This window comes from Acinetobacter sp. MF4642 (assembly GCF_002018925.1).
Classification (GTDB): Bacteria; Pseudomonadota; Gammaproteobacteria; order Pseudomonadales; family Moraxellaceae; genus Acinetobacter; species Acinetobacter johnsonii.
The window spans coordinates 19,864-46,718 of the sequence record NZ_MVON01000015.1; the positions used below are offsets into that span (position 1 = coordinate 19,864).

Consider the following 26,855-nt stretch of genomic DNA (forward strand, 5'->3'; position numbering starts at 1 on the left):
CTATACCTTAATACAGTGAATTTTAAAATTTAGGATATTTATGAAGATTATAGTAACAGGTGGAGCAGGTTTTATTGGTTCTGCCGTGATTCGACATATTATTAATCATACTAATAATGAAGTATTAAATATTGATAAGCTGACCTATGCTGGCAATTTAGAATCTTTAGAAAGTATTGCTGATAGTGAGCGTTATCAGTTTTCTCAAACTGATATTTGCGATCGTATTGCATTAGATCAACTATTCGAAAGTTTTCAACCAGATGCTGTGATGCATTTGGCAGCAGAGTCCCATGTAGATCGCTCAATCACAGGTTCGGCTGCGTTTATTGAAACCAATATTATTGGTACATATCAATTGTTAGAAGCCACCCGTCATTATTGGAATGGTTTAAATCAAAATAAAAAACAAGCATTTCGTTTCCATCATATTTCAACAGATGAGGTTTATGGTGACTTAGAAGGTACAGATGACTTGTTCCTAGAGACAACACCCTATGCTCCGAGTTCGCCATATTCGGCAAGTAAAGCCAGTTCAGATCATTTGGTTCGTGCATGGCACCGAACCTATGGTTTACCTGTCGTTTTAACCAATTGCTCAAACAACTATGGCCCTTATCATTTCCCAGAAAAGCTGATTCCATTAATTATTTTGAATGCCCTCAATGGCAAAGCATTACCTGTATATGGTAATGGGCATCAAATTCGTGATTGGCTATTTGTAGAAGACCATGCACGTGCTTTATATAAAGTGGTCACTGAGGCTGCTGTTGGTGAAACTTATAATATTGGCGGTCATAACGAACAAAAGAATATTGATGTTGTTAAAGCAATTTGTACATTGTTAGAAGAGCTTGCACCAAATAAACCAAATGGTGTGGCTCGTTATGAAGACTTAATTACTTATGTGACAGACCGCCCTGGGCATGACTTACGCTATGCGATTGATGCGACAAAAATTCAAAATGAATTAGGTTGGACGCCTGCAGAAACTTTTGAAACTGGAATTCGTAAAACGGTAGAGTGGTATTTAAATAATTTAGAGTGGTGTCGTCGTGTTCAAGATGGCAGTTACCAACGTGAAAGATTAGGTGTGAATGTATAATGAATACAAAAGGTATTATTCTCGCAGGTGGATCGGGTACACGTTTATACCCAATTACAAAGGGTGTATCTAAACAACTACTCCCAATTTACGACAAGCCAATGATTTACTATCCAATTTCTGTACTTATGTTGGCAGGAATTCAGGATATTCTGATTATTACGACACCTGAAGACAAAGAGAGCTTTGAACGCCTGCTTGGTGATGGTTCTCAGTTTGGTGTTCGTTTGCAGTATGCCATTCAACCTAGTCCGGATGGGTTAGCTCAAGCGTTTATTATCGGCGAAGATTTTATTGGTGATAGTAATGTTTGTTTAGTACTTGGTGATAATATTTTTTATGGTCAAGGCTTTACACCAATGTTAAAACAAGCTGTTGCTCGTGCAAAAGGTGCAACAGTTTTTGGCTATCAAGTAAAAGACCCTGAGCGTTTTGGTGTAGTTGAGTTTGATGAGCAAAAACGAGCAATTTCACTAGAAGAAAAGCCTCGGCATCCAAAGTCTCATTTTGCGGTAACGGGGCTGTACTTCTATGACAATGAAGTGATTCAAATTGCCAAACAAGTGAAGCCTTCTGAACGCGGTGAATTAGAAATTACTACAGTGAACCAAATGTATTTGGAACGTGGTGATTTAAATGTAGAGCTTCTTGGGCGAGGTTTTGCATGGCTCGATACAGGTACACATGCAAGTTTGCTTGAAGCGGCGCAATTTGTAGAAACCTTAGAAAAACGCCAAGGCTATAAAGTAGCATGTTTAGAGGAAATTGCTCTTAGTCATGGGTGGTTAAGCAAAGGACAAGTTTTATCCATAGGGCAGAGCATGAGTAAGAATGACTATGGTCAGTACTTAATTTCTTTGGTGGATGAGTTGAATGAATAATCCTATCTATGTAACTCAACCAGTTTTGCCTGAGTTAGAGGATTTTATTCCTTATTTAGAGCAAATTTGGAAAAATAAGATACTTACGAATTGTGGCCCTCTGCATCAGCAGCTTGAACAGGAGCTGTGCGACTATTTGGGTGTTCCTTATATTTCATTATTCAATAATGGAACGATTGCTTTAGTGACAGCACTTCAAGCATTGGATTTGGGTGAGGGGGATGTGATTACGACCCCTTATACTTTTGTTGCAACTGCTCATTCAGTTGTTTGGAATAAATTAACGCCAGTATTTGTTGATATTGATCCACACACCTCAAATATTGATCCGCGAAAGGTTGAGCAGGCAATTACCGATAAAACTGTTGCGATACTCCCTGTGCATTGCTACGGAGTTCCGTGTGATGTGGATGGCTTACAGAAGATAGCGGATCAAAATGATTTAAAATTGATTTATGATGCGGCGCATGCTTTTGGGGTGAGGCATCAAGGTCAGAGCCTGTTAAATTATGGCGATTTAAGTGTTATTAGTTTTCATGCGACAAAGGTATTCAATACTTTTGAAGGCGGTGCAATTGTTTGCCATAGCGCTGAAATGAAACAGCGGATCGACCGCCTGAAAAACTTTGGCATTGTAAATGAAACAGCCATTGATGATATTTCTTTAAATGGAAAGCTCAGTGAAGTTCATGCTGCGTTAGGCTTACTTCAATTAAAAACAATTGATCAAACACTTTTGGCAAGAAAGAAAGTGGATGCTTTATATAGAGATTTTTTGAAGGACGTTGATGGACTCCATATGATTGAACGTCAAGCTTCAGATTTAGATAATTACTCTTATTTTCCAATTGTAGTTTCTAGAGATTATCCTTTAAGCCGTGATGGATTGTTTGAAAAATTAAAAGAAAATAATATTTTTGCGCGTAAATACTTTTATCCGCTAATGACTGAATTGAGTGCTTACAAGAAATTTTCTTCGAACACACCAAATGCAAAAAAATTGTCTGAGCAAGTGCTTTGTTTACCAATGTATCCAACATTAGCAAATGAAGAAATTCAGCAAATAATTAACGTTATTAAAGAAGGTTTAAAATAATGACTAAGAAGATTTTGTTTTTAGGTGCCGCACCTTCACAAATTCCACCTATTAAATATGCAAAATCACAGGGTTATTATGTGATTACGTGTGATTATTTACCAGAGAATCCTGGTCACGAACTTGCTGATGAATATCATAATGTTTCCACAACAGACAAAGATGCAGTTTTAGAGTTGGCTAAAAAATTAGAGATTGATGGTATTGTGGCTTATGCATCAGATCCAGCTGCACCAACAGCAGCTTATGTCGCAGAAAAAATGCGTTTGCCTGGAAATCCTTATGACTCAGTTTTAATACTTGCAAGAAAGGATTTATTCAGAGCATTTTTAAAAGATAATGGATTTAATGTTCCAAAATCAGAATCTTTTTATTCATTAGTTGATGCAAAAGTATGGTTGGATAAGATCAGTGTTCCTGCTTTTATTAAACCTGTAGATTCTTCTGGGAGTAAAGGCGTAACGGAAATTCATGATAAAAATCAGTTAGAAGATGCATTCAATTATGCTCTTAATTTCTCGCGTGAGAAAAAAGTAGTTGTAGAAGAGAAAATAGTAAAACAAGGTTACCAAGTTGCCGGAGATGGCTTTATTGTAGATGGTGAGCTAGCTTTCCGTTGTTGGGCAGATGAGCATTTTGATAAACTGTGTAATGGTCTGGTTCCAATAGGTCAAACATTCCCTACATCACATGAAAAAAACTTATTAGATGAAGCGCATAAGGAAACACAACGTTTATTAGATCTACTCGGTATGAAAACAGGGGCTCTCAATTTTGATTTTCTGTTTTCACAAGATGGCAAATTTTATTTTCTAGAGTTGGGTCCTAGAAATGGTGGATGTTTAATTCCAGAAGTGATTCGCTATGCAACAGGTATAGATTTAATTCAGGCAACAGTAGATGCTGCTTTAGGTTTAGATTGCAGCTATGTTCAGCAGAAACATGTGAGTGGTTTTTGGTCTAGTTATATGGTTCATAGTTTGCAAGATGGCATTTTTGACAAGTTAGAGATATCTGAACGTGCTCCAAAAATGATTGTAGAGCAAAACATTTATGTGTCGAAAAATGATGAAGTGAAACAATATAGTGGTTCAAACGATACTCTTGGTATGATGATACTGAAATATCCTTCTATGAATGTTATGTTAGATATGATTGATAATATGGAGCATGATATTCGTGTTATTGCCAATTCATAAAGAAATTGGTGGATATATGGGATTTGATTTAAATAATTTAAATCAATTCCCATATCCTAATTCCAGAAAATATAGTTCTGCCAGATCTGCGTTTTTGGATCTTTTGCAGAACTTAGAGATTGAATCTATATGGATGCCCAAGTTTATTTGTGACACAATGTTAAAGCCTTTGGAAATATTAAAAATTAATATTAAATTCTATGATCTAGATATTAATTTTTATCCCAAAACGCCTTTTGAGTTAGAAAAAAATGATTACTTATTATATGTGAATTATTTTGGGATATGCACGCAAAACCAAGAAAAGTTGGCGAGCTTATATCCTCGTGAAAAAATTATTTTTGATCATTCACAAGCTTTCTTCGTCGAGCCATTTTCGGGGACTCATACAATTTATTCACCAAGAAAGTTTTTTGCTGTAGCTGATGGTGGTCTTTTACTTACAGAAAATGATGTTAAATCAGTGGATACTTTTTTGCCTAATGAAGATCAACTAATTGAGCAATATAAGCATCTATTTATACGATGTATAAGTGGTGCTCAACAAGGATATGTGCAGTTTCAAAAAGCTGAAGCTATGTTGAATGACTGTATTCCTAAAAAAATATCTCCTATTACAGAACTAATTTTAAAAAATATTAATTATTCAGACTTTAAAGAAAGACGTCTTAATAATTTTAAATATCTACATTCAAAGTTAGGGAAATTCAACCAGCTCAATATATGTTTAGAAAAGTTAGAATCCCCCTTAACTTATCCTTTTTTATCAAATAAGAAATATTCTGAATATTTAATTAGGCATAAAATTTTTATTCCAACATACTGGAATGACTGTTTAGCAAGGATATCTAATAATAGCTCTGAATATCAATTTGTTAATAGGATTACACACTTAGTTTGTGATCATCGATATGGTGTAGATGATATGCAGTTTCAAATTGATATAATAGAAAAGGTAATGTAATGAATATAAAAGGTAAAATAGTTACACTCAGGGCTATTGAGTTAAAAGACCTTCCACTTTTAGCAAAATGGTCAAATTCACCTGAGCTTTGGCAAAATTTAGTGGGTTGGCATTTTCCATATTCGGAGCTTAGTACGGAACAATATATTAAAAATATAAATTATAATAATATGAAATCTCAAAACTTTGCTATTGATGTTGATGGTTTGGGCTTAATAGGGACAATCAACTTAGTAGAAATAGACTGGAAAAATAGAAATGCCTGCAATGGTATAATGCTCGGAGACATGAATACTCGTGGTAAAGGGTATGCTTTAGATGCTGTCATGGCAATTATGCGTTATGCTTTTAAAGAGTTGGGTTTGCATCGCCTTGATGCTGAAATGATAGATTATAATAAGAGGTCGATTGATTTTTATACGAAAAAGTGTGGCTGGTGTATTGAAGGAAGACGAGGCGAATGGATTTATAGAAGTGGAAATTATTATGACAAGGTTTTATGTGGCATCACGCATCAACAATATGATGAACATATTGCAAATACCAAGTATTGGGATTAATAAAATTTAAATATATTGAGTTTAGAAATAAATGAAACAAATTAAATCATTTGAAAATATGCCAGTGATAATCATAACTGTTTATGATAGAAAGGAGCATTTAAAAAAATGTTTAGAAAGTTTAGAAAAAGCCAATGGAGTTGAAAATTATCATATAATTGTCGGTTCTGATGCTCATTTGAAAAATGATCATGCTAGAAAAGTGGATGAAGTAAAGAATTTTCTAAAACATAAGAAAAATGATAATAAGTTTTTTAAATTTAGTGTAATTGATTTTACAGTTAATGTTGGGCAAATAGAAAACTTTAATGAGTGTCATAAATTAGCTAAGTCATATGGGCATCAAGCTTTTATTGCTATGGAAGATGATATTATAGTTGGAAAGTTTTTTTTAGAATATATTTATGAAGGTTTACTTAAGACTAAAAATATACCAAATATTATTAGTGTAAACTCATATTTAGAGCAGAATTGGAAAGAAAATGAATTTAAATCAGCATTTTTGTTTAATGGATTTAATGCTTATGGCTATGGATGCTGGTATGAAAAATGGGATTTATTACAGAAAAAAAGGTATAGCTATAATTATGCTAAGGATAAAATTAAGAAAAGTTTCTTTAACGATTTCTTGTATAATGAAAATGCAAAATCTTATCCATTTTTAGCTGAAAATTTTTATGAAGCTGCAGATATTGAATTCTGTTTAATTTATGAAATGGAAAATTTTTGGGCACTCTATCCAAATATTTCATTATCTGCAAATAAAGGCTTGGATGGAAGTGGATTACGCTCAGGAATAAACTTAAAATTACAAAAAAATGAAGCTAGTAATATACCTTATGAGCCAATAAATATTTTAGATATAGAAAAAAAAAAGTTATGTGATTTAAGAGATAAGATTAGTTTAAAATATCAAATACAAAATTTGATTTCCTATTCAATTTATAGTTTTATTCCATTTGGGTTTAAGGCTTTAGTTTATTTGCGGTCGATGAAGCAAAAGTTAAAGTAAAAGGGATTATTTTGTTAAAAAATATTACAAAACTAACTGGTGCTAATTTATTTGGTCAACTAATTTCTATTTTAGTAATGCCTATAATTACTAGACTTCACAACCCATCCTCTCTAGGAGAATATCAATTTTTTACTACTATATCTTTATTGTTAGCCCCTTTGATATCAGGGTCATTTGGAATGGCTATTATTAATTCTTCATCAAAAGAGATTGCAATTAATACTTTAAAAGTAGGTGTTAGATATTCCACATATACTACATTATTTTTTCTTGCCATTACACCAATTCTAATATATTTATTGAACAATTCACAGCTAGAGTGGTTTATATATTATTTACCTTTAGCTATTTTGTTTGTCTTTTTTAGTGTAAATTTTCAGTTTATTAGCTCATATCTGAATAATGAAAAGAAATACGGAAAAATCATAAAAATGACATTCGAAAAATCAATTATATCTAATATTCTTAAAGTCTTTTTCAGTATTATAAATAAAAGTGCGATTTCATTAGTTGCCGCTCTTATTGTTACAGAGTTTTTCCAAATTTATAAATTTATAAAAAAAAATAAAATTAAAAAAATAATAAGCATTAGTAATAATTTTTTTTTAGAAGAACTGAAAAGAAATAAAAATTACCCTATACATTATACAGCTTATTCCCTTGTTTCAATTTTAATGAATTGGTTTCCTATTTTAATAACTGGTTATTATTATGGTGCGCATTATGCTGGTATTTTGGGCTTATCTCTTATGGTTGTAAATACACCAATTTATCCAATTATTAGTACCTTGCAAAATATTTGTTTTGGTGAGCTATCGCGCGTTGATTCAGTAGGTGACTATTTAATTGTATATAAGAAAATTTTCTTTATAGCACTATTCCCTGCAGTATTTGGAATAATATTTTTGTTTTTATACGGTGAAACTACATTTAGTTTATTTTTTGGAAAAATATGGTCGGAATCTGGCTTGTATGCAGCTATTAGTTACATTCCAATTTCACTTTGTTTAATATTTTCTCCTATATATAATCATTTATGTCTGAAAATGAAAATTCAAAAAATTTTCTTTTGGGTAAATTTTTTTATTTTTGTTTGTAGCTTAATTTTTTCAATAATTATTTCATATAGCAATTGGGATTTTATTTATTTTGTTGTTTCATGTGCTTTATTTATGGCGTTAAATCATACCATTTTATTTGTAATTTCAATGATTTATTTTTTTAAGAATAGAAAGGTTGAGGTGATTTATGAAGGTCAGTAGAAAAAACTTTATTTTTTGTATTGTATCGATATTATTATTTCTGATATTCATAGTTGGTCTGGGTCTTTCTTTTGACTATGTTGGAATTTCATTTATTTTTAACTTATTTTTGGTTATTATTTTAACGTTCTTGAATAATAATAAATATATTAGCTCAGCATTATTTGTTTATGTTTTTTCTTTGATTTTTTTTATTGTTATACCTTGGGTTCAGTATGATAATAAAATTATATTATGGTCTAACTATGCTTTTAGTAAAGATGATTATTTTTATCTAAATATAATTATTTCCCTTTTTTTGGTTTTATTTTATTTTTCATATTCATTTTCTGGCTTTACCTTAAAATTAAAAAATAGTAGTATTAACTTGAAATTTTCAATGCTTTTTATGTTGAGTTTAATTTGTTTTCTTATGTTGTTGTATTTTAATAATTTTAAATATGAGCTGTTGTTTTTTAAATTTAGTAGCGATTCTGGTATGTACGATAATGTTGTAAGTAATCCATTGTCAAATATATTAATTTGGTTTTCAAGATTTTTTCCATTTTTTATTTTTTTAAAATATGTTACTTGTGTTGATGAAAAATCTAAAGTAAAAGAATTTCTTCTTTTACTTATGGTATTTTTGTGTGCCTTTCCTTTGGCTGTCTCAAGGTTTGTAGTGGCGTTTGTATACTTGCCCATATTGTTGTATTATTTTAAATACTTCAACAATGCTAGAATTTTTTTTCTTATTTTAGTTTCTTCTATAATTTTAGTTTTCCCTTTTTTGGAGCAATTTAGGTATTATGAAGCTGAAAATGGAATTAAAATTTTGCCAAATTATGAATTTTTTATTGATGCCCATTTTGATGCATATCAAAATTTCATGGATGTAATTAGAACTGATTTTATAACTTTTGGTTGGCAATTAATAGGAGTTCTATTTTTTTTCATACCCAGAACAATTTGGGTAGATAAGCCAGTGGGAAGTGGTTATCAGTTGGCTTTAAATAACAATTATTCTTTTAATAATATATCTATGCCTTATATTGCTGAAGGTTATGTGAACTTTGGTTTTATTGGAATTTTTGTTTTCACATTTGCATTAGGTTTTTTTTGTAAGATTATTGATTCTAATTTTTTATCTAAAAAAGATAATTTTCATTTCTATGTTGGGGTTTTTTATTGTGCAGCAATTTTTTTTATGATGCGAGGTGATTTAATGTCCAGCTTTTCTTATATGTTGGCCGGTGTTCTTGCATATAAATTAGCAAATAATCTTTGAATTAGTGGTAAATAGGTATGAAAATATTGATAGATGCTTCGCTTATTTCAGTAGGTGGTGGAGTGCAAGTTGCACTCTCTATCATTAATAATATAGCTGATGATTTAGATTTTGAAGTTATATGTGTGACTAACCCAGAAATTGATAAGCAATTATCTCAAGAGACTAAATCTAAAATTAAATATTATTATGTTGAAAGCATTGTTCCGTTATATGAAAAATATAATCAAGGAAAGAGATTATCTTTAATTGAAAAAAAGCATAACCCTGATTTTATTTTTATAGTTTTTGGACCAAGCTATTGGAAGCCTAAAAATAAATGTCTTCAGGGTTTTGCATTAGGTAAGATGCTATATCAAAAGGAATTGAACATTGGTTTCTTTGAGAAAATTCTAAATATAACTAAAGCTATTTTTTTTAAATGGGCTAAAAGTTATCTAGTTGTAGAGACTGAACTTGTTAAGACTAAGTTATCAAGTTATTTAAATTATCCAGAAAATAAAATATTTGTTATTGGTAATTCTTATAGTCCAGATTTTAATAATAACATTATTGAAAAAAAATCTGAAATTAAACCACCCAATGATTTTTTCACATTTTTAGTGCCAGGGAGTTATTATCCTCATAAGAATTTAGAAAGACTTATATCTTCTTTAATTCTGCTAAAAAAAAGATGTCAAAATCATACTAAAAAAATTAAATTTTTGTTCACAATTCCTAAGGATTCTAGGGAATGGATGAAATTATATAAATTCGCTCAAATAAATGAAGTAAATGATTTAATTGATACTGTTGGATTTATAGAAAACTCTAAATTTGGAGAATTGTATTTAAAAACTAATGCTGTAATTTGTGCAAGTCTGGTTGAATCCTCTACTGCTGTTTTCCCTGAATCTTTCTTAGCCATGAAACCTTTACTTGTAAGTGATAGACCTTTTGCACATGAATTATGTGAAAATGCAGCTTTATATTTTGATCCATTAAATGTAGCAAGTATAGCTGATGTAATATGGTCACTTATAATAGATGAATCTTTACAAGATATGTTGGTCAAAAATGGACAATATGTTTTATTAAAAAATTATCCTTCCGCTGAGCAAAAATGGGCTTTGCAGAAAAAATTAATTGTTGAATTAGCAAATAAATAGTGATGAATATGTTCAAAGATAAAGTTTTATTAATAACAGGTGGTACAGGTTCTTTTGGTAATGCTGTTTTAAAACGGTTTTTACAGACAGATATTAAAGAAATTCGAATTTTTAGCCGTGATGAAAAAAAACAAGATGATATGCGTAAAAAATACCAATCATCTAAGCTAAAATTCTATATTGGTGATGTACGTGATTATAACAGTGTTTTAAATGCGACTCGTGGTGTTGATTATATTTACCACGCGGCTGCATTAAAGCAAGTTCCATCATGTGAATTCCACCCAATGGAAGCAGTAAAAACCAATGTTATTGGTACTGAAAATGTATTAGAAGCTGCGATACAAAACCGTGTGAAACGCATTGTATGTTTAAGTACAGACAAAGCCGTTTATCCAATCAATGCAATGGGTATTTCTAAAGCAATGATGGAAAAAGTCATTGTGGCTAAATCACGTAATTTAGAAAACTTAGATACCACGATTTGCTGTACACGCTACGGTAACGTAATGGCTTCCCGCGGTTCAGTTATTCCGTTATTTGTAGATCAAATCCGTCAAGGAAAATCACTCACTATTACCGATCCAAACATGACACGTTTTATGATGACCTTGGACGATGCAGTGGATTTGGTTCTTTATGCTTTTGAGCATGGAGAGAATGGTGATATTTTTGTACAGAAAGCACCAGCTGCTACTATTGAAGTTTTAGCACAGTCTTTAACGCAGCTATTAAATGTCCCCGAACATCCAATTGTCATTATGGGTACACGTCATGGTGAAAAAGCCTATGAAGCTCTATTAAGCCGTGAAGAAATGGCAGTCGCATTTGATCAGGGCAACTATTTCCGTGTTCCTGCAGATCAGCGGGATCTGAACTATGCTAAATATGTAGAAAATGGTGATTTAAAAATTACCCAGCTTGAAGACTATAATTCGCATAATACAGAGCGTTTAGATGTAGAAGGCATGAAGAAGCTATTGCTTAAACTAGAGTTTGTTCGTGCCTTAACGCAAGGTCAATATATTGATCCTGAGGCATAACATGAAAATTTTAGTTACAGGCGCAAATGGTTTTGTTGCCAAAAATTTAATCCAATTTTTAGCCGAAAAGCCTGAAGTTGAAGTATTGAAACTGTATCGAGATTCAACTGCTCAGCAATTAGAGCATATGGTTCTAGATGCAGATTGGATCGTACATTTAGCAGGTGTGAATCGCCCGCAGCATGATTCAGAGTTCATTGAAGGCAATGTTTCACTTACAGAATCAATTTGCGAAATTTTGCGTCAAAATCAAAAACAGACACCTATCATCCTTTCGTCTTCTATTCAGGCTGAAAGAGACAATGTTTACGGCAAAAGTAAACTCGGCGGTGAGCAAGCCCTTCATAAATTAAATCAGCAAAATGGCAATCCAATTTATATTTCTCGTATGGTTAATATTTTTGGTAAATGGTCAAAACCAAATTATAACTCAGCTGTTGCAACCTTTTGCTATAACATTGCCAATGATCTGCCAATACAAATTAATGATGAAAATGCTGTAATTCGTTTGGTGTATATTGATGATGTTATTGAAACAATTTGGGATATTTTAAATAATAAATATCAAGCAAATGAAAGCTTTAAAATTCAACCTGAATATAATATTACTGTTAGAAAGCTTGCCGAAACTATTCGTGGTTTTAAAGCATCAAGAGAAACATTGATGACAGATCAAGTTGGGGTTGGTCTGACTCGAGCATTGTATTCAACGTATTTAAGTTTCTTAAAACCAGCTCAGTTTGATTATACCGTGCCTAAATATGGTGATGAGCGTGGCGTTTTTGTGGAAATGCTGAAGACACCAGATGCAGGTCAATTTTCATATTTCACGGCACATCCAGGAATTACACGTGGCGGGCATTACCATCATACTAAAACTGAGAAATTCTTAGTGATTAAAGGTAAGGCATTATTTAAATTCAAGCATATTTCAACTGGTGAGTACTACGAGTTAGAAACCACTGGTTCAGAGCCTCGTATTGTAGAAACAGTACCTGGCTGGACACATGATATTACCAATATCGGTGAAGACGAAATGGTCGTTATGCTTTGGGCAAATGAAATATTTGACCGTGCTAAACCAGATACTTTTGCAATGCCGCTTTCTAATTAAAGAGTTATTTTTGTGAAAAAATTAAAATTAATGACGGTTGTTGGAACTCGCCCGGAAATTATTCGTTTGTCACGTGTGATGGCTGTGTGTGATCAATATTTTGACCATATCATTGTGCACACTGGGCAGAATTATGATTATGAATTAAATGAAATTTTCTTTACTGATCTTGGTATACGCAAACCTGACTATTTTTTGAATGCTGCGGGCACAACAGGTGCAGAAACCATTGGTAATGTGATTATTGCTGTAGATAAAGTATTGGAAGAGGTACAGCCTGAAGCATTGCTGGTTTTAGGTGATACAAATAGTTGTACGGCTGTTATTCCAGCAAAACGTCGTAAGATTCCGACATTCCATATGGAAGCAGGAAACCGCTGCTTTGATATGCGTGTTCCAGAAGAAATTAATAGACGTATTGTCGACCATACCGCTGACATCAATTTAACCTATAGTACGATTGCACGTGATTATCTGCTTGCCGAAGGTTTACCTGCTGATCTGGTGATTAAAACAGGCAGTCCGATGTTTGAGGTTTTAAACTTCTATAAACATAAAATTGAGTCGTCAAATGTACTTGAGCAGCTTAATCTAACAGAGCATCAGTATTTTGTTGTCAGTGCTCATCGTGAAGAAAACATCAACTCTGATCAAAACTTTTTAGATTTGGTGGATATGCTGAATGCGGTGGCAGAACAATATAATTATCCAGTTATTGTTTCTACACATCCACGAACTCGCAAACGAATCGAGCAAATGGGGGTTTCATTCCATCCATTAGTACAGCTATTAAAGCCGCTAGGTTTCAGTGATTATAATAAATTGCAGCTGTCTGCAAAGGCGACGTTGTCTGATAGTGGAACGATTAATGAAGAGTCCTCAATTTTAAACTTCCCTGCCTTGAATTTGCGTCAAGCGCATGAACGCCCTGAAGGTATGGAAGAGGCTGCGGTAATGATGGTGGGTTTAACAGCTGAGCGTGTATTGCAAGGTTTGGCAATTATTAACAGTCAGCTGCGTGATGAACAGCGCTTATTGCGTTTGGTTGCTGATTACAGCATGCCGAATGTAAGTGAAAAAGTGGCTCGTATTGTTCTGAGTTATACAGATTATGTTAATCGTGTAATTTGGAAAAAATACTAAGTGAGGCAGGTTGGCATGAAAAAAATTTTTTTGATCTCGGAATATATTCTTCCTAGCCAAAATACGACTGGGTATTTATTCCATAAGTTACATAAAAATTTAAAGCAGCAGTATGGAGATAATCTGCAGATCCTTGTAAAGGAAGATCCTATACATAAGATTGAAGATGCTATTTTAGTTGCTGATGTCAACCTGAATAAGAAAAAGCTCATTCAGAGGTTATTTTTTGAGTTGGTGATTTCATTTAAATTTTTCATTAAAATCTTACAGCATATTGGAAAGGGAGAGGTTGTTTTTACGGGGACGAACCCTATTTTTTTATTGCCCGTCGTTTATATTGCTAAAAAGATAAAAAAATTTAAATGGATCTTGCTTGTACATGATGTTTTTCCAGAAAATCTTATAGCGGCTAAGGTTCTAAAGCAGAATAATATTTTTTACAAAATCTTAAAGTTTTTCTTTAATAAATTTTATGCTGAAGCTGATAAACGTATTGTTATCGGTAAGGATATGAAGGATTTGATAGATGTGAAAGTTTCTATTTCAGATTCAATTATTATTCAAAATTGGATCGATCATCATGACATCGAAGTTCAAGAAAAAAATAAAAATAAGATTTTAGAAACTTTGGGATGGCAAAGTGAGGCACCTATTTTTTATTTTTTTGGTAATATTGGGCGTGTCCAAGGAATAAAAAACATCATTGATGCTTTAGAGTTGATACCAGTTGGCCAAAGGCCTAAAGTGTTATTTATTGGTGGTGGGGCATATGAAGATGAGCTTAAAAATCAAATAGCCCAACTCAATGATCAAAATATTCAATATATTGGCAGCTTAGATCCATCAAAAAAATCAGATGGGTTAAATGCAGGAGATATTGCAATTGTGACTCTTGCCGAAGATATGTATGGTTTAGGTGTTCCTAGTAAAGCTTATTACTCTATGGCGGCTGATAAACCTCTTTTAGCAATTATGGGTGTAGAGTCAGAAGTATCATCAATGATTCAACAGCATAATTTAGGTTGGAATGTTCCTGCAGGTGAACCTCAAATTTTGGCTAAACTATTTTTAAATATTAATCAAAATTTTAATACACAAAAATTCTCTTCTTCGCGTAAAGTTTTAATTGAAAATTATTCAGAACAAATTGCGATGAAGAAAATTTTTAATCTCATAGAAGAAGTGCAATTAAGTAAATAGGAATTAGGTTCTATTATGAAACGTCTTGTAGATATTGTTATTGCAACTACAGCGCTGATCTTGCTTTTACCAATTTTTATTTGGGTTACTTATAAAGTAAAAAAAAATTTGGGCTCACCAGTACTTTTTCTACAAGAGCGTCCTGGTAAAGATGGTAAACTTTTTAAAATGATTAAGTTCCGGTCGATGAAAGATGCAATGGATAAAGAAGGGAATCCCTTACCAGATGAACAGCGTATAACACCGTTTGGACAAAAATTGCGTTCTACAAGTTTAGATGAAATGCCACAACTCATAAACGTCTTAAAAGGGGATATGAGTATTGTTGGTCCACGTCCTATGCTTAAAGACTTTGTAGCATTATATTCACCAGAACAAGCTCGTCGTCTGGAAGTTAAACCCGGTATGACAGGCCTAGCACAGGTAAGTGGTCGAAATGAACTTGATTATGAAGAACGTTTTAAATGCGATGTATGGTATGTAGATAACCATAATACTTTGGTTGACTTTAAAATCATGTTCAAAACAGTCGCTGTAATGACCAAACGAGAAGGTATTAATGCACCGGGTCATGTTGGCCCTTCTTTATTTCAAGGAAATGATCCTGAAAAAATTAAAGATGAAATCAAGTCATAATTTTTTATTAGTGAACTATTTGTAATGATCAAAAAAGCCATTCTCCCAGTCGCAGGCCTTGGTACACGTTTTTTACCTGCGAGCAAGTCTATTCCCAAAGAAATGGTCACAGTGGTTGACCGTCCAGCCATTGAATATGTTGTAAAAGAAGCAGTTGCTGCTGGCATTGAACAGATTATTCTTGTTACCCATTCTTCAAAAGCTTCGATTGAAAACTACTTTGATCGTAACTTTGAGCTTGAAACAACTCTAGAACATAAAAAGAAATTTGATTTACTCAAAGAAATCACTGAAATTTTACCGCCACATGTGAGTGTAATCAGTGTGCGTCAACCACAGCCACTTGGTTTAGGTCATGCTGTACTGTGTGCAAAAGCTGTAGTAGGTGATGATGATTTTGCTGTGCTATTACCAGATGTTCTTGTTAAAGACTCATCGGAAACCAATGATTTGAGTTTAATGATTCAACGTTTTGATGAAACCAATGCATCACAAATTATGGTGGAAGCTGTACCTGATCATTTGGTAGATCAATACGGTATTGTGGATGTAGCTTCTATACCTGCCGAAGGGCATAGCATTCGAATGCAAGGTATCGTGGAAAAACCCGCCGTTGGCACTGCACCATCAAATTTATCGGTAGTGGGTCGCTATATTTTACCTGCCAAAATTATGCAATTACTTGAGAACACGCCGAAAGGGGCAGGTAATGAGATTCAGCTGACCGATGCAATTGCAGCTTTGCAAGCGACCGATACGGTGGAAGCTTATCGCATGAAAGGGCAAACCTTTGATTGCGGCAGTAAATTGGGCTATCTCAAAGCGGTTTTACATTATGGCGTAGACCATCCAAAATTAGGTGAAGAATTTAAAGCGCTGATCAAAGAACTAAAACTATAAAAAGAGATTGATATGAAGGTTGCAGTATTTGGACAAACACTCTTTTCAGGTGTATTTGCTGCTTTGCTAGCAGAATGCGGTCATCACGTTTTTTGGTATGAACCACTGAAAACGTATGAAAGCGAACAAATGTATATCCAAGATGAAGCTGTAAAAAATCTACTCAACAAACAACAAAGTAGTTTTTTAAAATACTGCGATTTTAATGATATTCCATTAGATGCAGATGCCTATTTCTTCAGTTTTAACCCAGCTGAAGAAACTCAATCGATTGAGATATTAAAACAATTAAAGTCTCGTCCCATTATTCACCCTAAACTGATGATCAATGCGTCTACTTTAGGACTGCATGGGACAGAAAAATTTGTAAAAATTTTGCATGAAGATGAGTGGGTCTACTTACCCGACATGATTCAGGAAGGAAACGCTTTACAAAGCTTTGCCCAAGCCAAACAGCTGATTGTTGGGTCTGCATCAGATGCTGCTCAAATTAAAATTAAGGAACTCTTACGTCCTTTATTTCCACGTCAGCAGCAATATTTATTTATGCCCATTGTAGATGCCGAATTTACCAAGTTGAGTATCTCCGGCATGTTGGCGACACGAATTAGTTATATCAATGACTTGGCAGTGGTTGCTGAGAAATTAGGCATTGATATTGAGTCAGTTCGTCAGGGGATGGCTGCAGATAACCGTATTGGAGGATCTTATCTCTATCCGGGGGCTGGTTTTGGTGGAGAAAACTTTTCACATGATATTCAGACTCTAACGCATACGGTGTCAGGTGTGGGTGCAAATAGCCAACTCCTTGCACAAGTTTGGGAAATTAATGAGCAGCAAAAAGAAGTTTTATTCCGTAAATTATGGAATTATTATCATGGTGATTTAAAAGGGAAAACTGTTGCGATATGGGGCGCTGCATTTAAAGAGAAAACGTCCAGTACCCGACAATCTCCTATTCATGCCATGTTGGCAGCACTATGGGCTCAAGGTGTAAAAGTTAAATTACATGACCCTCAAGCCTTGGATGAAATTAAAAAAATATATGGTGAGCGACCTGATCTTATATATTGCATAGAGCAATATGAGGCAGTGCAAGATGCACATGCTTTGTGTTTATTGACTGCATGGAAACAATATTGGAGTCCAGATTATACAGAATTGCTTAAAACCATGCAGCATCCGCTTATTTTGGATGGGCGCAATATTTATGATCCAGCATATGTGAAGTCTCAAGGTTTTGCATATATGGGGGTAGGACGCTAATGGCTATTAAAAATCAACCCTATACGGTCGAACATGTAGATTCAGTTGTAGGCGGACTTCATGGTTTAAAAGCTGAATTTGAAAATAGGCATTTAACAGAACTCTTTGCTGAGGACCCTCAGCGATTCGAAAAATTCTCTGTGACTTTAGAGCCGGCGGTTTTTGATTTTAGTAAACATAGAGTCAATCAGCCCGTTGTCAAAAATCTAGTCCAGTGGGCACAAACACAAGATTTAACGTCGTGGATAAAGCGTTTATTTTCTACTGAAGAAATTAACTATACCGAACAGCGTGCAGCCATGCATTGGGCGCTACGGTTACCTAAAGATGATCAGTCTCATCCTGAATTAGCAAAACAAGTGCATACACAACTTGAGCGTATGTATGCTTTGGTAGAAAAAATTCATGCGGGTCAGTGCCGCGGTGCAACTGGCGAAGTCATTCAAAATGTGGTGAATATTGGTGTTGGAGGGTCAGATTTAGGACCACTGATGGTGAGTCATGCCTTATCTGATTTCAAAAAATCCACATATAAGCCACTCAATGTACATTTTGTTTCGACCATTGATGGTAGTCAGCTTTCGGATTTATTGCATCAACTTCGTCCCGAAACCACGCTGTTTATTATTTCTTCAAAATCGTTCGGGACCATTGATACCTTATCTAATGCGCAAACAGTGCGTTTATGGCTTGAAAAAGCACTTGGACAAGAATCACAAATTTTAAAGCATCATTTTATTGGCGTATCCACCAAAGCAAATAAAATGACAGAATGGGGTATTGCAGCCGAAAACCAATTTTTGCTCTGGGATTGGGTCGGCGGTCGCTATTCACTTTGGTCATGTATTGGTTTACCGATTGCACTGACAATTGGAGTTGATGGCTTTAAACAACTACTAGCTGGCGCATATGCGGTAGACCAGCATTTTCAGACGGCACCTTTCGAACAGAATATTCCTGTATTAATGGGCTTATTAGGTGCGTGGAATAATAATTTCCTTGATATTCAGACCCATGCAGTACTGCCCTATGATGGACGTTTGAAATATTTCGCCTCTTATTTGCAGCAGTTGGAAATGGAATCCAATGGTAAATCGATTCAGCGTAATGGTAAAAAAGTGGACTGGGATACTTGCCCGATTATATGGGGGGAAGTGGGACCGAATGCACAGCATGCTTTTTACCAATTGCTGCATCAAGGCAGCCAAGCAGTGAGTTGTGATTTCATTGCGCCAGTGCAGCGCTATCAGGCCCAACAATTTACCTATGTCGATAATGCAGAGGCGCTGGTAGAACAGCATCATTTGGCCTTATCCAATTGTTTGGCTCAATCGCGCTTACTGGCATTTGGTAATCAAGCTTTAAATCAACAAGAAGTACAAGATTTGCCGGAATATAAACAATATGAAGGCAATCAACCAAGTTCAACCATTTTATTGCAAGAGCTAAATCCATATAGTTTGGGAATGTTGATTGCAATGTATGAACATAAAGTTTTTGTACAGTCAGTGCTTTGGAATATTAACCCGTTTGATCAATGGGGTGTAGAAAAAGGCAAAGAAATTGCCAATCAGCTACTTCCAATATTAAATGGTGATCGAAAGGATATTTCGGATTTAGATGGATCAACGCAAGGCTTACTACACATATTATTAGGAAAAACCAATGGCTAAAATTTTAGTAACAGGTGGTGCAGGTTATATTGGTTCACATACTTGTATTCAACTTTTGAGCGCAGGGCATGACGTTGTTGTACTGGACAATTTATCCAACAGTTCTGTCGAATCTTTAGCACGTGTTCAAGCCTTGGCAGCTAAAAAATTAGATTTTGTTGAAGGTAATATTCTCGATCAGCAAATTTTAGATCAAATTTTTCAGCATCATTCTATTGATGCAGTGATTCACTTTGCAGGCTTAAAAGCTGTGGGTGAAAGCCAAAAAGAGCCACTAAAATATTTTGAAAATAATATCTCGGGTTCAATTAGCTTGGTTAAAGCGATGGAGCGTGCTCAAGTCTTTAAGTTGGTCTTTAGTTCATCTGCAACAGTCTATGATGAAGCCAATATTTCACCCTTGAATGAAACCATGCCTACAGGTATGCCAAGTAATAACTATGGCTATACCAAACTGATTGTCGAGCAATTACTTGAGAAATTATCGACTGCAGATGAGCGCTGGTCAATTGGATTGCTGCGTTATTTTAACCCGGTAGGGGCACATCAAAGTGGTCAAATTGGTGAAGACCCACAAGGGATACCCAATAATTTGATGCCTTATGTCACACAGGTGGCAGTCGGCCGTCGTGATAAGTTGTCAATTTTTGGCAATGATTATGACACGGTGGATGGTACAGGTGTTCGTGATTATATTCATGTGGTTGATTTGGCCAATGCACATTTATGCGCATTGAATCATCGTTTAAAAACGCAAGGATGCCGCGCTTGGAATATTGGTACAGGCAATGGGATTTCAGTAAAACAAATTCGAGATACTTTTGAGAGGGTAAATGGTATTGATATACCTTTTGAATATGTACCTCGTCGAGAAGGTGATGTTGCAACCTCATTTGCTGATAATGCCCGTGCTGTCGCTGAGTTAGATTGGCAGCCTCAATATGGTTTAGAAGATATGTTGAAGGATAGCTGGAACTGGCAAAAGCAAAATCCGAATGGATACAACTAAGATTTAAATTTAGTGTGTAAATTCATTAAAGACAGTGTGGCGAATTTTGTATTTGCCATACTTCTAACTATTTTGCTTAAATATTGAGTCGTGTATTGATTGTGCAAAAATAATAATAGATCTTATCTTTTATTTGAAAAAAATCGTTATCATATGTGAAAGATAAATTGATTGAAATAATATATGAAATATCAAACCCTTAGAGTTTTATCACTTGCGATTTTTTCTTCTCTAGCTCTGCCGGTTTACGCTCAAGGGATCATTTTGAATAATAATGATCTACGTACAGATCTAAATTGGCTAAACCAACAAGGTGTGATCCAAATTAGCACTTCGACTTGGCCATTGAGTGGTGAAGAAATTCAGCGTGCATTATCTACTGCCAAAATTGAAAATAATGCTCAGCAGAAAGTTATCAATTCGGTTATGGCAAATTTAGAAGCAGAAAATACCTCTACTAAGTTGGCTTTATTTGCTGAAACAGATCCACAAAATATCCCGCAAAAATTTGCAGATGAGCAAAAATCGCAATATCAAGCGGCGCTTGAATTGAATGCAGGTGGAAAGCAGTGGGATGCAAGACTGCGAGTCAATGCTGAAAAAGATCCAATCATTGATCATGGGCAAGATGTAAATGTAGAAGGTTCGTATATTGCGGGTAAATTATGGAATCAATGGTTGATTGCTGGTCAAATCCCTACCTATTGGGGTCCTGGACATGAGGGTAGCTTAATCCGTGGTGATGCAAGCCGTCCAGTGTATGGATTGACCATGCAGCGTGCTGAACAACAAGCATTTGAAACAAAGTGGCTGTCATGGATTGGTCCTTGGCAATATCAAGCCTTTGCAGGTCAATTAGATGATTACCATGCAATTCCAGATGCCAAATTATTAGGATTTCGTTTAACTGCACAGCCATTGCCGTACTTGGAGCTTGGTGCTTCTCGAATTCTTCAATGGGGAGGTGAGGGGCGGTCAGAAAGTTTTGACTCATTATGGAATGCGATTAAAGGTAATGACAACTTTGATGATGGTGCTCTAGATAAGTCTAATCAAATAGCAGGTTTTGATGCACGCCTTAATTTAAACCGCTGGACTGGTGTGCCGATTAGCCTTTATGGGCAATATGTAGGTGAAGATGAAGCTGGGCTTCTTCCTTCAAAAAAAATGTATTTAGCAGGTGTCGATTATTCTTCACAATTCAATAATATGCCATTTCAATTATATACGGAATGGGCAGATACTCGAACCAATCGTGATGTGCTTGGTATTTCTTATGAACATCGTAACTATAAGGATGGTTATTACCAACACGGCTTCCCGTTAGGGCATGCCATGGGTGGGGATGGTCAAATGCTAAGTCTCGGTGGAGACATTCGCTTTGATGTTATGAATCGCTTAAATGGGCGAGCAATGGTGGCAAAAGTTAATCAATCAAATTCGATAAATAATCAGGCATTTACTCAAAAAGATGAAATTAAAGCTTTAGATCTTACTTGGACACATTACTTAAAACCAAATGCGCCATTGAAACTGAATGGATGGGTGAGTGATTCTGATGTCTATGGTCAAGATGCGGGAGTTTCAATAGGTGTGGAAATTCCTTTAGACCGCTCATTATTTTAATTATTGTCGGTTTTAAGATATTTAAATTAAAAAGACCATTCAACGCTTTACGGGTTGAATGGTTTTTTATTTAGGTCAAAAGAAAATTAACCTTGAATGAGTTGTGTGAGTTCATCCACGTAGGCTTGCATTGGTTTTGGGTTTTGATCGGCGCGACTTTCAATGTTTAAGCGTAAGAGCGGTTCAGTATTTGAAGCACGTACATTTAAACGCCAGCTTTCAAAGTTTAGGCTTACACCATCAGTACGGTCAATAGAAGGATTTTGATCTGCAAAATGATCAAAAATCTTTTGAATTGTGACTTGGGTATCTTGAACTTTAAAATTGATTTCGCCAGAGCAAGGGAATTTAGTGATCATCTCTTCAACCAATGAGGACAAAGATTGTCCAGTTTCAGACATTACAGAAACAACCAACAACCATGGAATCATTCCACTATCGCAATAAGAAAAATCGCGGAAATAATGGTGTGCAGACATTTCACCGCCATAAACGGCATTGTGTTCACGCATTTTGTCTTTAATAAAGGAATGTCCTGATTTCGACTGAACAGAGATGCCTTGATATTTCTCTACAACATCAAAAGTGTTCCAAATCAGACGTGGGTCGTGGACAATTTTTTCGCCTGATTGTTTCAGTAAGAAGGCTTGTGCTAAAAGGCCAACAATATAATAACCTTCAATGAACTGTCCTTTTTCATCAAACAGGAAACAGCGGTCGAAGTCACCATCCCAAGCGATACCCATATCTGCATGATGTTCAATCACGGCATTACGGGTACTGTCACGATTTTCAACTAAAATCGGGTTGGGAATACCATTAGGGAAGGTGCCATCGGCATCGTTGTGAATTTTGACAAATTCAACAGGCATATTGAACTGTTTAAATTTTGCTTCAATGGCATCAACCACATGACCAGCCGCGCCATTGCCCGCATTCATGACCAATTTAAGTGGGCGAATTTTGGCAGGATCAATATACGACATTAAATGATCGATATATTCAGGCAGAATATGGTATTTTTCAGTTTTGCCTTTGGCTGTAACTTCATTAAAGTTGCCTGATTCAGCCAACAAGCGAATTTCTTTTAACCCTGAATCCGCTCCAATCGGACGTGCATTTTCGCGGACCAATTTCATGCCGTTATAGTCCATCGGGTTGTGGCTCGCCGTGATCTCAATACCGCCTTGAACATCGAGATGAAATGCACCAAAGTAAACCTCTTCTGTACCTGTCATACCAAGATCAAGGACATCCACCCCAGCATCATTTAAGCCCTGAATGGTGGCTTGTTTGAGACCTTCACTGGTTAAACGAATATCACAACCGATGACCACGGTTTTGGGATGATAAATTTGTCCATATGCACGGCCAATTTTATAGGCAATTTCTTCATTCAGCTCTGTCCCGAGCTTGCCACGAATATCATAGGCTTTAAAGCAGGTAAGTTGCGACATATGCGATTCTCTATTTAGACAAAGAATAAAGGCTGGATTCCCAGCCTTTATTTAAATAATTATTCTACGGTGACCGATTTAGCTAAGTTTCGAGGCTGATCGACATCCGTTCCTCGAAGGACCGCAACATGATAAGACAACAGTTGTACAGGCACGCTATAAACAATTGGCGCCAGTATTGGGCTAATGCTTGGTACATAAACCACATGCTGACGGTCTTTGGCTTTAATGCCGCTATTTTCATCGGCAAAGACAAAGAGTTCACCACCACGGGCTTGAACCTCTTCCATATTCGATTTGAGTTTATCGAGCATGTCATCTTTCGGTGCGAGAATCACCACAGGCATGTCATTGTCGACTAAAGCGAGAGGACCATGTTTAAGTTCACCTGCGGCATAGCCTTCAGCATGGATATATGAAATCTCTTTGAGTTTCAACGCCCCTTCCAGTGCGATCGGGAAATTCGTGCCACGACCTAAGAATAAGCAGTGCTGCTTCTCTACGAAAAGTTCAGATAAACGTAAAATTTCAGGGTCATTACGTAAGGTATCTAAAATCACTTTAGGGGTATGCCAAAGTTCAGCCGTAATCTCAGCCACATGTTGTACAGAAATGCTATTTTTGATCGTACCAATTTTTAGGACCAATAACATGAGTGCTGCAAGCTGTGTGGTAAATGCCTTGGTCGATGCTACACCAATCTCAGGACCCGCCAGTGTAAGCAAGCTATGATTGGTCTCACGTACCATAGACGATGTTGCGACATTACAAATAGTCATGGTGGTAATGTCAGCACCTTTTGCTGCAGCACGCTTTTGGGTATCACGCAGTGCGGCTAAAGTGTCAGCGGTTTCACCAGACTGTGAAATGCAAACATAAAGCGTGTGATTGACAATGACAGGGCTGCGATAGCGGAATTCGCTCGCAATTTCTACTTGGCACGGTAGATCAATCAGTTGTTCAAACCAATATTTGGCAATCATCCCCGCATGGTAGCTGGTCCCACAGGCAATGATTTGGATTTGCTGAATTTTTTGGAAATCAGCAACTGCATTGGCAAGAAAGTCTTCACGCAGTGCATTGCCATCTAGGGCTTGAGAAATGGTTTGTTGAATTGCTTCAGGTTGCTCATAAATTTCTTTGAGCATGTAGTGCTTATATTCACCTTTAGATGCATTGCTGACGGCAGCATCTAATTCTTTGATTGGGCGCTCGACCCGTTGACCAGCGACAAAAACTTCAATGCTATTGCGGGTTAAACGAGCAATATCACCTTCTTCAAGGTAAATAAAACGATTGGTAATAGGCAATAAAGCCAATTGATCTGAACTGATAAAGTTTTCACCAATGCCGACCCCAATCACCAAAGGTGAACCTTCACGCACGGTAATGAGTTCATCGGGATGGTCGGTATGTACGATACCTAGTGCATAAGCCCCTTTAAGTTGAGGCACGACTTGTTGCACAGCTTCCAGCAAGCTTGGAGTTGACTTTAAGGCATCCTTAACCAAGTGAGCGACCACTTCGGTATCGGTCTGTGAGGTAAATACATAGCCTAAAGCTTCAAGATCATCTTTAAGTTCTTGATAGTTTTCAATAATGCCATTATGGACTACAGCAACATCGCCAGAAATGTGCGGATGTGCATTATCTTCAGTGGGTTTACCATGGGTTGCCCAACGGGTATGCGCAATACCCAGAGAACCGAGAATATTGGATTGATTAACGGCTTCTTCTAAATTTGAAACTTTACCGACACGTCTTTCGCGTAAAACTTGACCTTGATTGACCAGCGCTAAACCCGCAGAGTCATAGCCACGATATTCAAGGCGCTTTAAACCTTCAATTAAAATATTGGTAATACTACGTTCTGCAACGCCACCGACAATACCGCACATAATCTAATCCTCTTATTTCTTCATCTTTTGTGGACGTTGATAGTTTTCTTTTGCAACTTGCTTAGAGCGTTCTACCGCTAAACTATTCTCTGCAACATCACGGGTAATGGTGGAGCCAGCCCCGACGGTTGCCCCATTGCCAATCGTGACAGGTGCAACCAATGAGCTGTTGGAACCAATAAATGCAGCATCACCAATGATGGTTTTAAATTTATTTGCACCATCATAATTACAGGTAATGGTACCTGCACCAATGTTCGAGCCTGTACCAATTTCAGCATCACCTAAATAGGTAAAGTGGTTAGCTTTTGAGCCAAGGCCAATGCTGGTATTTTTGACTTCAACGAAGTTACCAATATGCACTTCAGCAGCCAGTTTCGCACCTGGACGTAAACGAGCAAAAGGACCAATCTGTGCATCTTCACCGACCATAGCGTTATCAAAGAGGCTATACGGCTGAACTTTTGTACCTGCTGCGATCTTGGTGTTTTTGATGATACAACCTGCACCAATTTCTACATGGTCGCCGAATTCACATTCGCCTTCAACAATCACATTGATGTCGATGCGGACGTCTTGCCCCACTGTTAAATTGCCACGCAGGTCAAAGCGACTAGGGTCAATCAGATGCACACCTTGCTGCATCAGCTTTTTGGCTTGATCGGTTTGAAATTGACGTTCTAATGCGGCAAGCTGAATGCGATCATTGACTCCTTCAACTTCGAAGGCTTGTTCCGGCTCAACCGATGCGACTTGCATCCCATCAGCTAAGGCCATTGCTACAATATCAGTCAGGTAATATTCACCTTGCGCATTGTTATTGCTGAGTTTAGGTAACCATTCGTGCAATTTGGCATTGCTGACACAGTAAATACCTGTATTAATTTCTTTAATCTGGTGCTGCTCTGTGGTCGCATCCTTATGTTCAACAATCGCCTGAATCTGACCATTCTCACGCACTATACGCCCATAACCTGTTGCATCGGCTAAAGTTAAAGTCACTAGACCAATGCCTGTCTCGGCAGTTGCATTGAGTAATTTTTGTAGCGTGCTTTGAGAGATGCAAGGTACATCGCCTGATAAAATCAGTGAGCTGCCTTCCTGTGGAAGGACAGGGAGTGTCATTTGCACCGCATGGCCAGTTCCGAGTTGCTCTGCTTGTTCCACCCATTCAATCTTTTTATGAGTAAACGTTTCTTGAACTCGTGCTCCGCCGTGCCCATAAATTGTAATAATATTGGCTGCATTTAATTTTTTTGCAGTGTCGATGACATGACCAAGTAAAGGACGTCCTGCAAGTGGTTGTAGTACTTTGGGTAAAGAAGAACGCATACGTGTTCCTTTACCTGCAGCAAGAATAATAACAGTCGTTGACATGTTGTAATCCTAAAAA

General features: G+C 36.0%; 23 protein-coding genes. 20 read left to right on the top strand and 3 right to left on the bottom strand.

Features of this window, described 5'->3' with window-relative positions; genetic code table 11:
• Positions 1 to 40 precede the first annotated feature (40 nt).
• The 20 genes from rfbB (at position 41) to MF4642_RS09740 (ending at position 22,107) form a co-directional block, all read left to right on the top strand.
• Positions 41 to 1,105 (top strand): dTDP-glucose 4,6-dehydratase, encoded by a 1,065-nt coding sequence (gene rfbB / locus MF4642_RS09645; RefSeq protein WP_078426068.1) that lies wholly within the window; start codon positions 41 to 43, stop codon positions 1,103 to 1,105.
• Positions 1,105 to 1,986, top strand: coding sequence for a glucose-1-phosphate thymidylyltransferase RfbA (gene rfbA, locus MF4642_RS09650; protein WP_078426069.1), 882 nt, complete (start codon positions 1,105 to 1,107; stop codon positions 1,984 to 1,986). Before rfbB ends, rfbA begins: the two co-directional genes overlap by 1 nt.
• On the top strand, positions 1,979 to 3,082 hold the full coding sequence (locus tag MF4642_RS09655; RefSeq protein WP_078426070.1) for a DegT/DnrJ/EryC1/StrS family aminotransferase: 1,104 nt from the start codon (positions 1,979 to 1,981) through the stop codon (positions 3,080 to 3,082). Before rfbA ends, MF4642_RS09655 begins: the two co-directional genes overlap by 8 nt.
• Positions 3,082 to 4,281 (top strand): ATP-grasp domain-containing protein, encoded by a 1,200-nt coding sequence (locus MF4642_RS09660; protein ID WP_078426071.1) that lies wholly within the window; start codon positions 3,082 to 3,084, stop codon positions 4,279 to 4,281. Before MF4642_RS09655 ends, MF4642_RS09660 begins: the two co-directional genes overlap by 1 nt.
• A complete protein-coding gene (locus MF4642_RS09665; protein ID WP_153041793.1) occupies positions 4,262 to 5,245 on the top strand; it encodes a hypothetical protein in 984 nt (327 codons plus the stop codon). Before MF4642_RS09660 ends, MF4642_RS09665 begins: the two co-directional genes overlap by 20 nt.
• Complete coding sequence (locus tag MF4642_RS09670; RefSeq protein ID WP_078426073.1) at positions 5,245 to 5,805, top strand: GNAT family N-acetyltransferase; 561 nt, start codon at positions 5,245 to 5,247, stop codon at positions 5,803 to 5,805. Before MF4642_RS09665 ends, MF4642_RS09670 begins: the two co-directional genes overlap by 1 nt.
• 31 nt (positions 5,806 to 5,836) lie before the next feature.
• Positions 5,837 to 6,817 (top strand): glycosyltransferase family 2 protein, encoded by a 981-nt coding sequence (locus MF4642_RS09675; RefSeq protein WP_078426074.1) that lies wholly within the window; start codon positions 5,837 to 5,839, stop codon positions 6,815 to 6,817.
• An 11-nt stretch (positions 6,818 to 6,828) separates the two neighbouring features.
• Complete coding sequence (locus MF4642_RS09680) at positions 6,829 to 8,082, top strand: oligosaccharide flippase family protein (protein ID WP_078426075.1); 1,254 nt, start codon at positions 6,829 to 6,831, stop codon at positions 8,080 to 8,082.
• Positions 8,069 to 9,349, top strand: a complete 1,281-nt coding sequence (locus MF4642_RS09685) for an O-antigen polymerase (RefSeq protein WP_078426076.1) — start codon at positions 8,069 to 8,071, stop codon at positions 9,347 to 9,349. The genes MF4642_RS09680 and MF4642_RS09685 overlap by 14 nt, the downstream gene beginning before the upstream one ends.
• A gap of 17 nt (positions 9,350 to 9,366) precedes the next feature.
• Positions 9,367 to 10,497: a glycosyltransferase gene (locus tag MF4642_RS09690; protein WP_078426077.1), complete on the top strand. Its 1,131-nt coding sequence runs from the start codon at positions 9,367 to 9,369 to the stop codon at positions 10,495 to 10,497.
• Positions 10,498 to 10,505: 8 nt separating this feature from the next.
• Positions 10,506 to 11,540, top strand: a complete 1,035-nt coding sequence (locus tag MF4642_RS09695; protein ID WP_078426108.1) for a polysaccharide biosynthesis protein — start codon at positions 10,506 to 10,508, stop codon at positions 11,538 to 11,540.
• A 1-nt stretch (position 11,541) separates the two neighbouring features.
• Entirely contained in the window at positions 11,542 to 12,654 is a 1,113-nt protein-coding gene (wbjC, locus tag MF4642_RS09700) for a UDP-2-acetamido-2,6-beta-L-arabino-hexul-4-ose reductase (protein ID WP_078426078.1), read from the top strand.
• Positions 12,655 to 12,666: 12 nt separating this feature from the next.
• Positions 12,667 to 13,797, top strand: coding sequence for a non-hydrolyzing UDP-N-acetylglucosamine 2-epimerase (gene wecB, locus MF4642_RS09705; protein ID WP_078426079.1), 1,131 nt, complete (start codon positions 12,667 to 12,669; stop codon positions 13,795 to 13,797).
• A 15-nt stretch (positions 13,798 to 13,812) separates the two neighbouring features.
• The gene (locus MF4642_RS09710) at positions 13,813 to 14,997 is read left to right on the top strand and encodes a glycosyltransferase family 4 protein (RefSeq protein WP_078426109.1); all 1,185 of its coding nucleotides are present in this window, start codon (positions 13,813 to 13,815) and stop codon (positions 14,995 to 14,997) included.
• A gap of 15 nt (positions 14,998 to 15,012) precedes the next feature.
• Positions 15,013 to 15,633, top strand: a complete 621-nt coding sequence (locus MF4642_RS09715) for a sugar transferase (RefSeq protein ID WP_078426080.1) — start codon at positions 15,013 to 15,015, stop codon at positions 15,631 to 15,633.
• 24 nt (positions 15,634 to 15,657) lie between these two features.
• On the top strand, positions 15,658 to 16,533 hold the full coding sequence (gene galU, locus MF4642_RS09720; protein ID WP_078426081.1) for a UTP--glucose-1-phosphate uridylyltransferase GalU: 876 nt from the start codon (positions 15,658 to 15,660) through the stop codon (positions 16,531 to 16,533).
• Positions 16,534 to 16,545: 12 nt separating this feature from the next.
• Positions 16,546 to 17,799 (top strand): nucleotide sugar dehydrogenase, encoded by a 1,254-nt coding sequence (locus tag MF4642_RS09725; protein WP_078426082.1) that lies wholly within the window; start codon positions 16,546 to 16,548, stop codon positions 17,797 to 17,799.
• Entirely contained in the window at positions 17,799 to 19,472 is a 1,674-nt protein-coding gene (gene pgi / locus MF4642_RS09730; protein ID WP_078426083.1) for a glucose-6-phosphate isomerase, read from the top strand. Before MF4642_RS09725 ends, pgi begins: the two co-directional genes overlap by 1 nt.
• The gene (galE, locus tag MF4642_RS09735) at positions 19,465 to 20,481 is read left to right on the top strand and encodes a UDP-glucose 4-epimerase GalE (RefSeq protein ID WP_078426084.1); all 1,017 of its coding nucleotides are present in this window, start codon (positions 19,465 to 19,467) and stop codon (positions 20,479 to 20,481) included. Before pgi ends, galE begins: the two co-directional genes overlap by 8 nt.
• A 183-nt stretch (positions 20,482 to 20,664) precedes the next feature.
• Complete coding sequence (locus tag MF4642_RS09740) at positions 20,665 to 22,107, top strand: capsule assembly Wzi family protein (protein WP_078426085.1); 1,443 nt, start codon at positions 20,665 to 20,667, stop codon at positions 22,105 to 22,107.
• 86 nt (positions 22,108 to 22,193) lie between these two features.
• Here MF4642_RS09740 and MF4642_RS09745 read toward each other — a convergent pair whose 3' ends face one another.
• Genes MF4642_RS09745 through glmU form a run of 3 tightly spaced genes read right to left on the bottom strand, consistent with a single transcriptional unit; the run spans position 22,194 to position 26,839 of the window.
• Complete coding sequence (locus tag MF4642_RS09745; protein WP_078426086.1) at positions 22,194 to 23,564, bottom strand: phosphomannomutase; 1,371 nt, start codon at positions 23,562 to 23,564, stop codon at positions 22,194 to 22,196.
• 59 nt (positions 23,565 to 23,623) lie between these two features.
• Complete coding sequence (glmS, locus tag MF4642_RS09750) at positions 23,624 to 25,462, bottom strand: glutamine--fructose-6-phosphate transaminase (isomerizing) (protein ID WP_078426087.1); 1,839 nt, start codon at positions 25,460 to 25,462, stop codon at positions 23,624 to 23,626.
• Between the two features lie 12 nt (positions 25,463 to 25,474).
• Positions 25,475 to 26,839, bottom strand: coding sequence for a bifunctional UDP-N-acetylglucosamine diphosphorylase/glucosamine-1-phosphate N-acetyltransferase GlmU (gene glmU, locus MF4642_RS09755; protein WP_078426088.1), 1,365 nt, complete (start codon positions 26,837 to 26,839; stop codon positions 25,475 to 25,477).
• Positions 26,840 to 26,855: the final 16 nt, after the last annotated feature.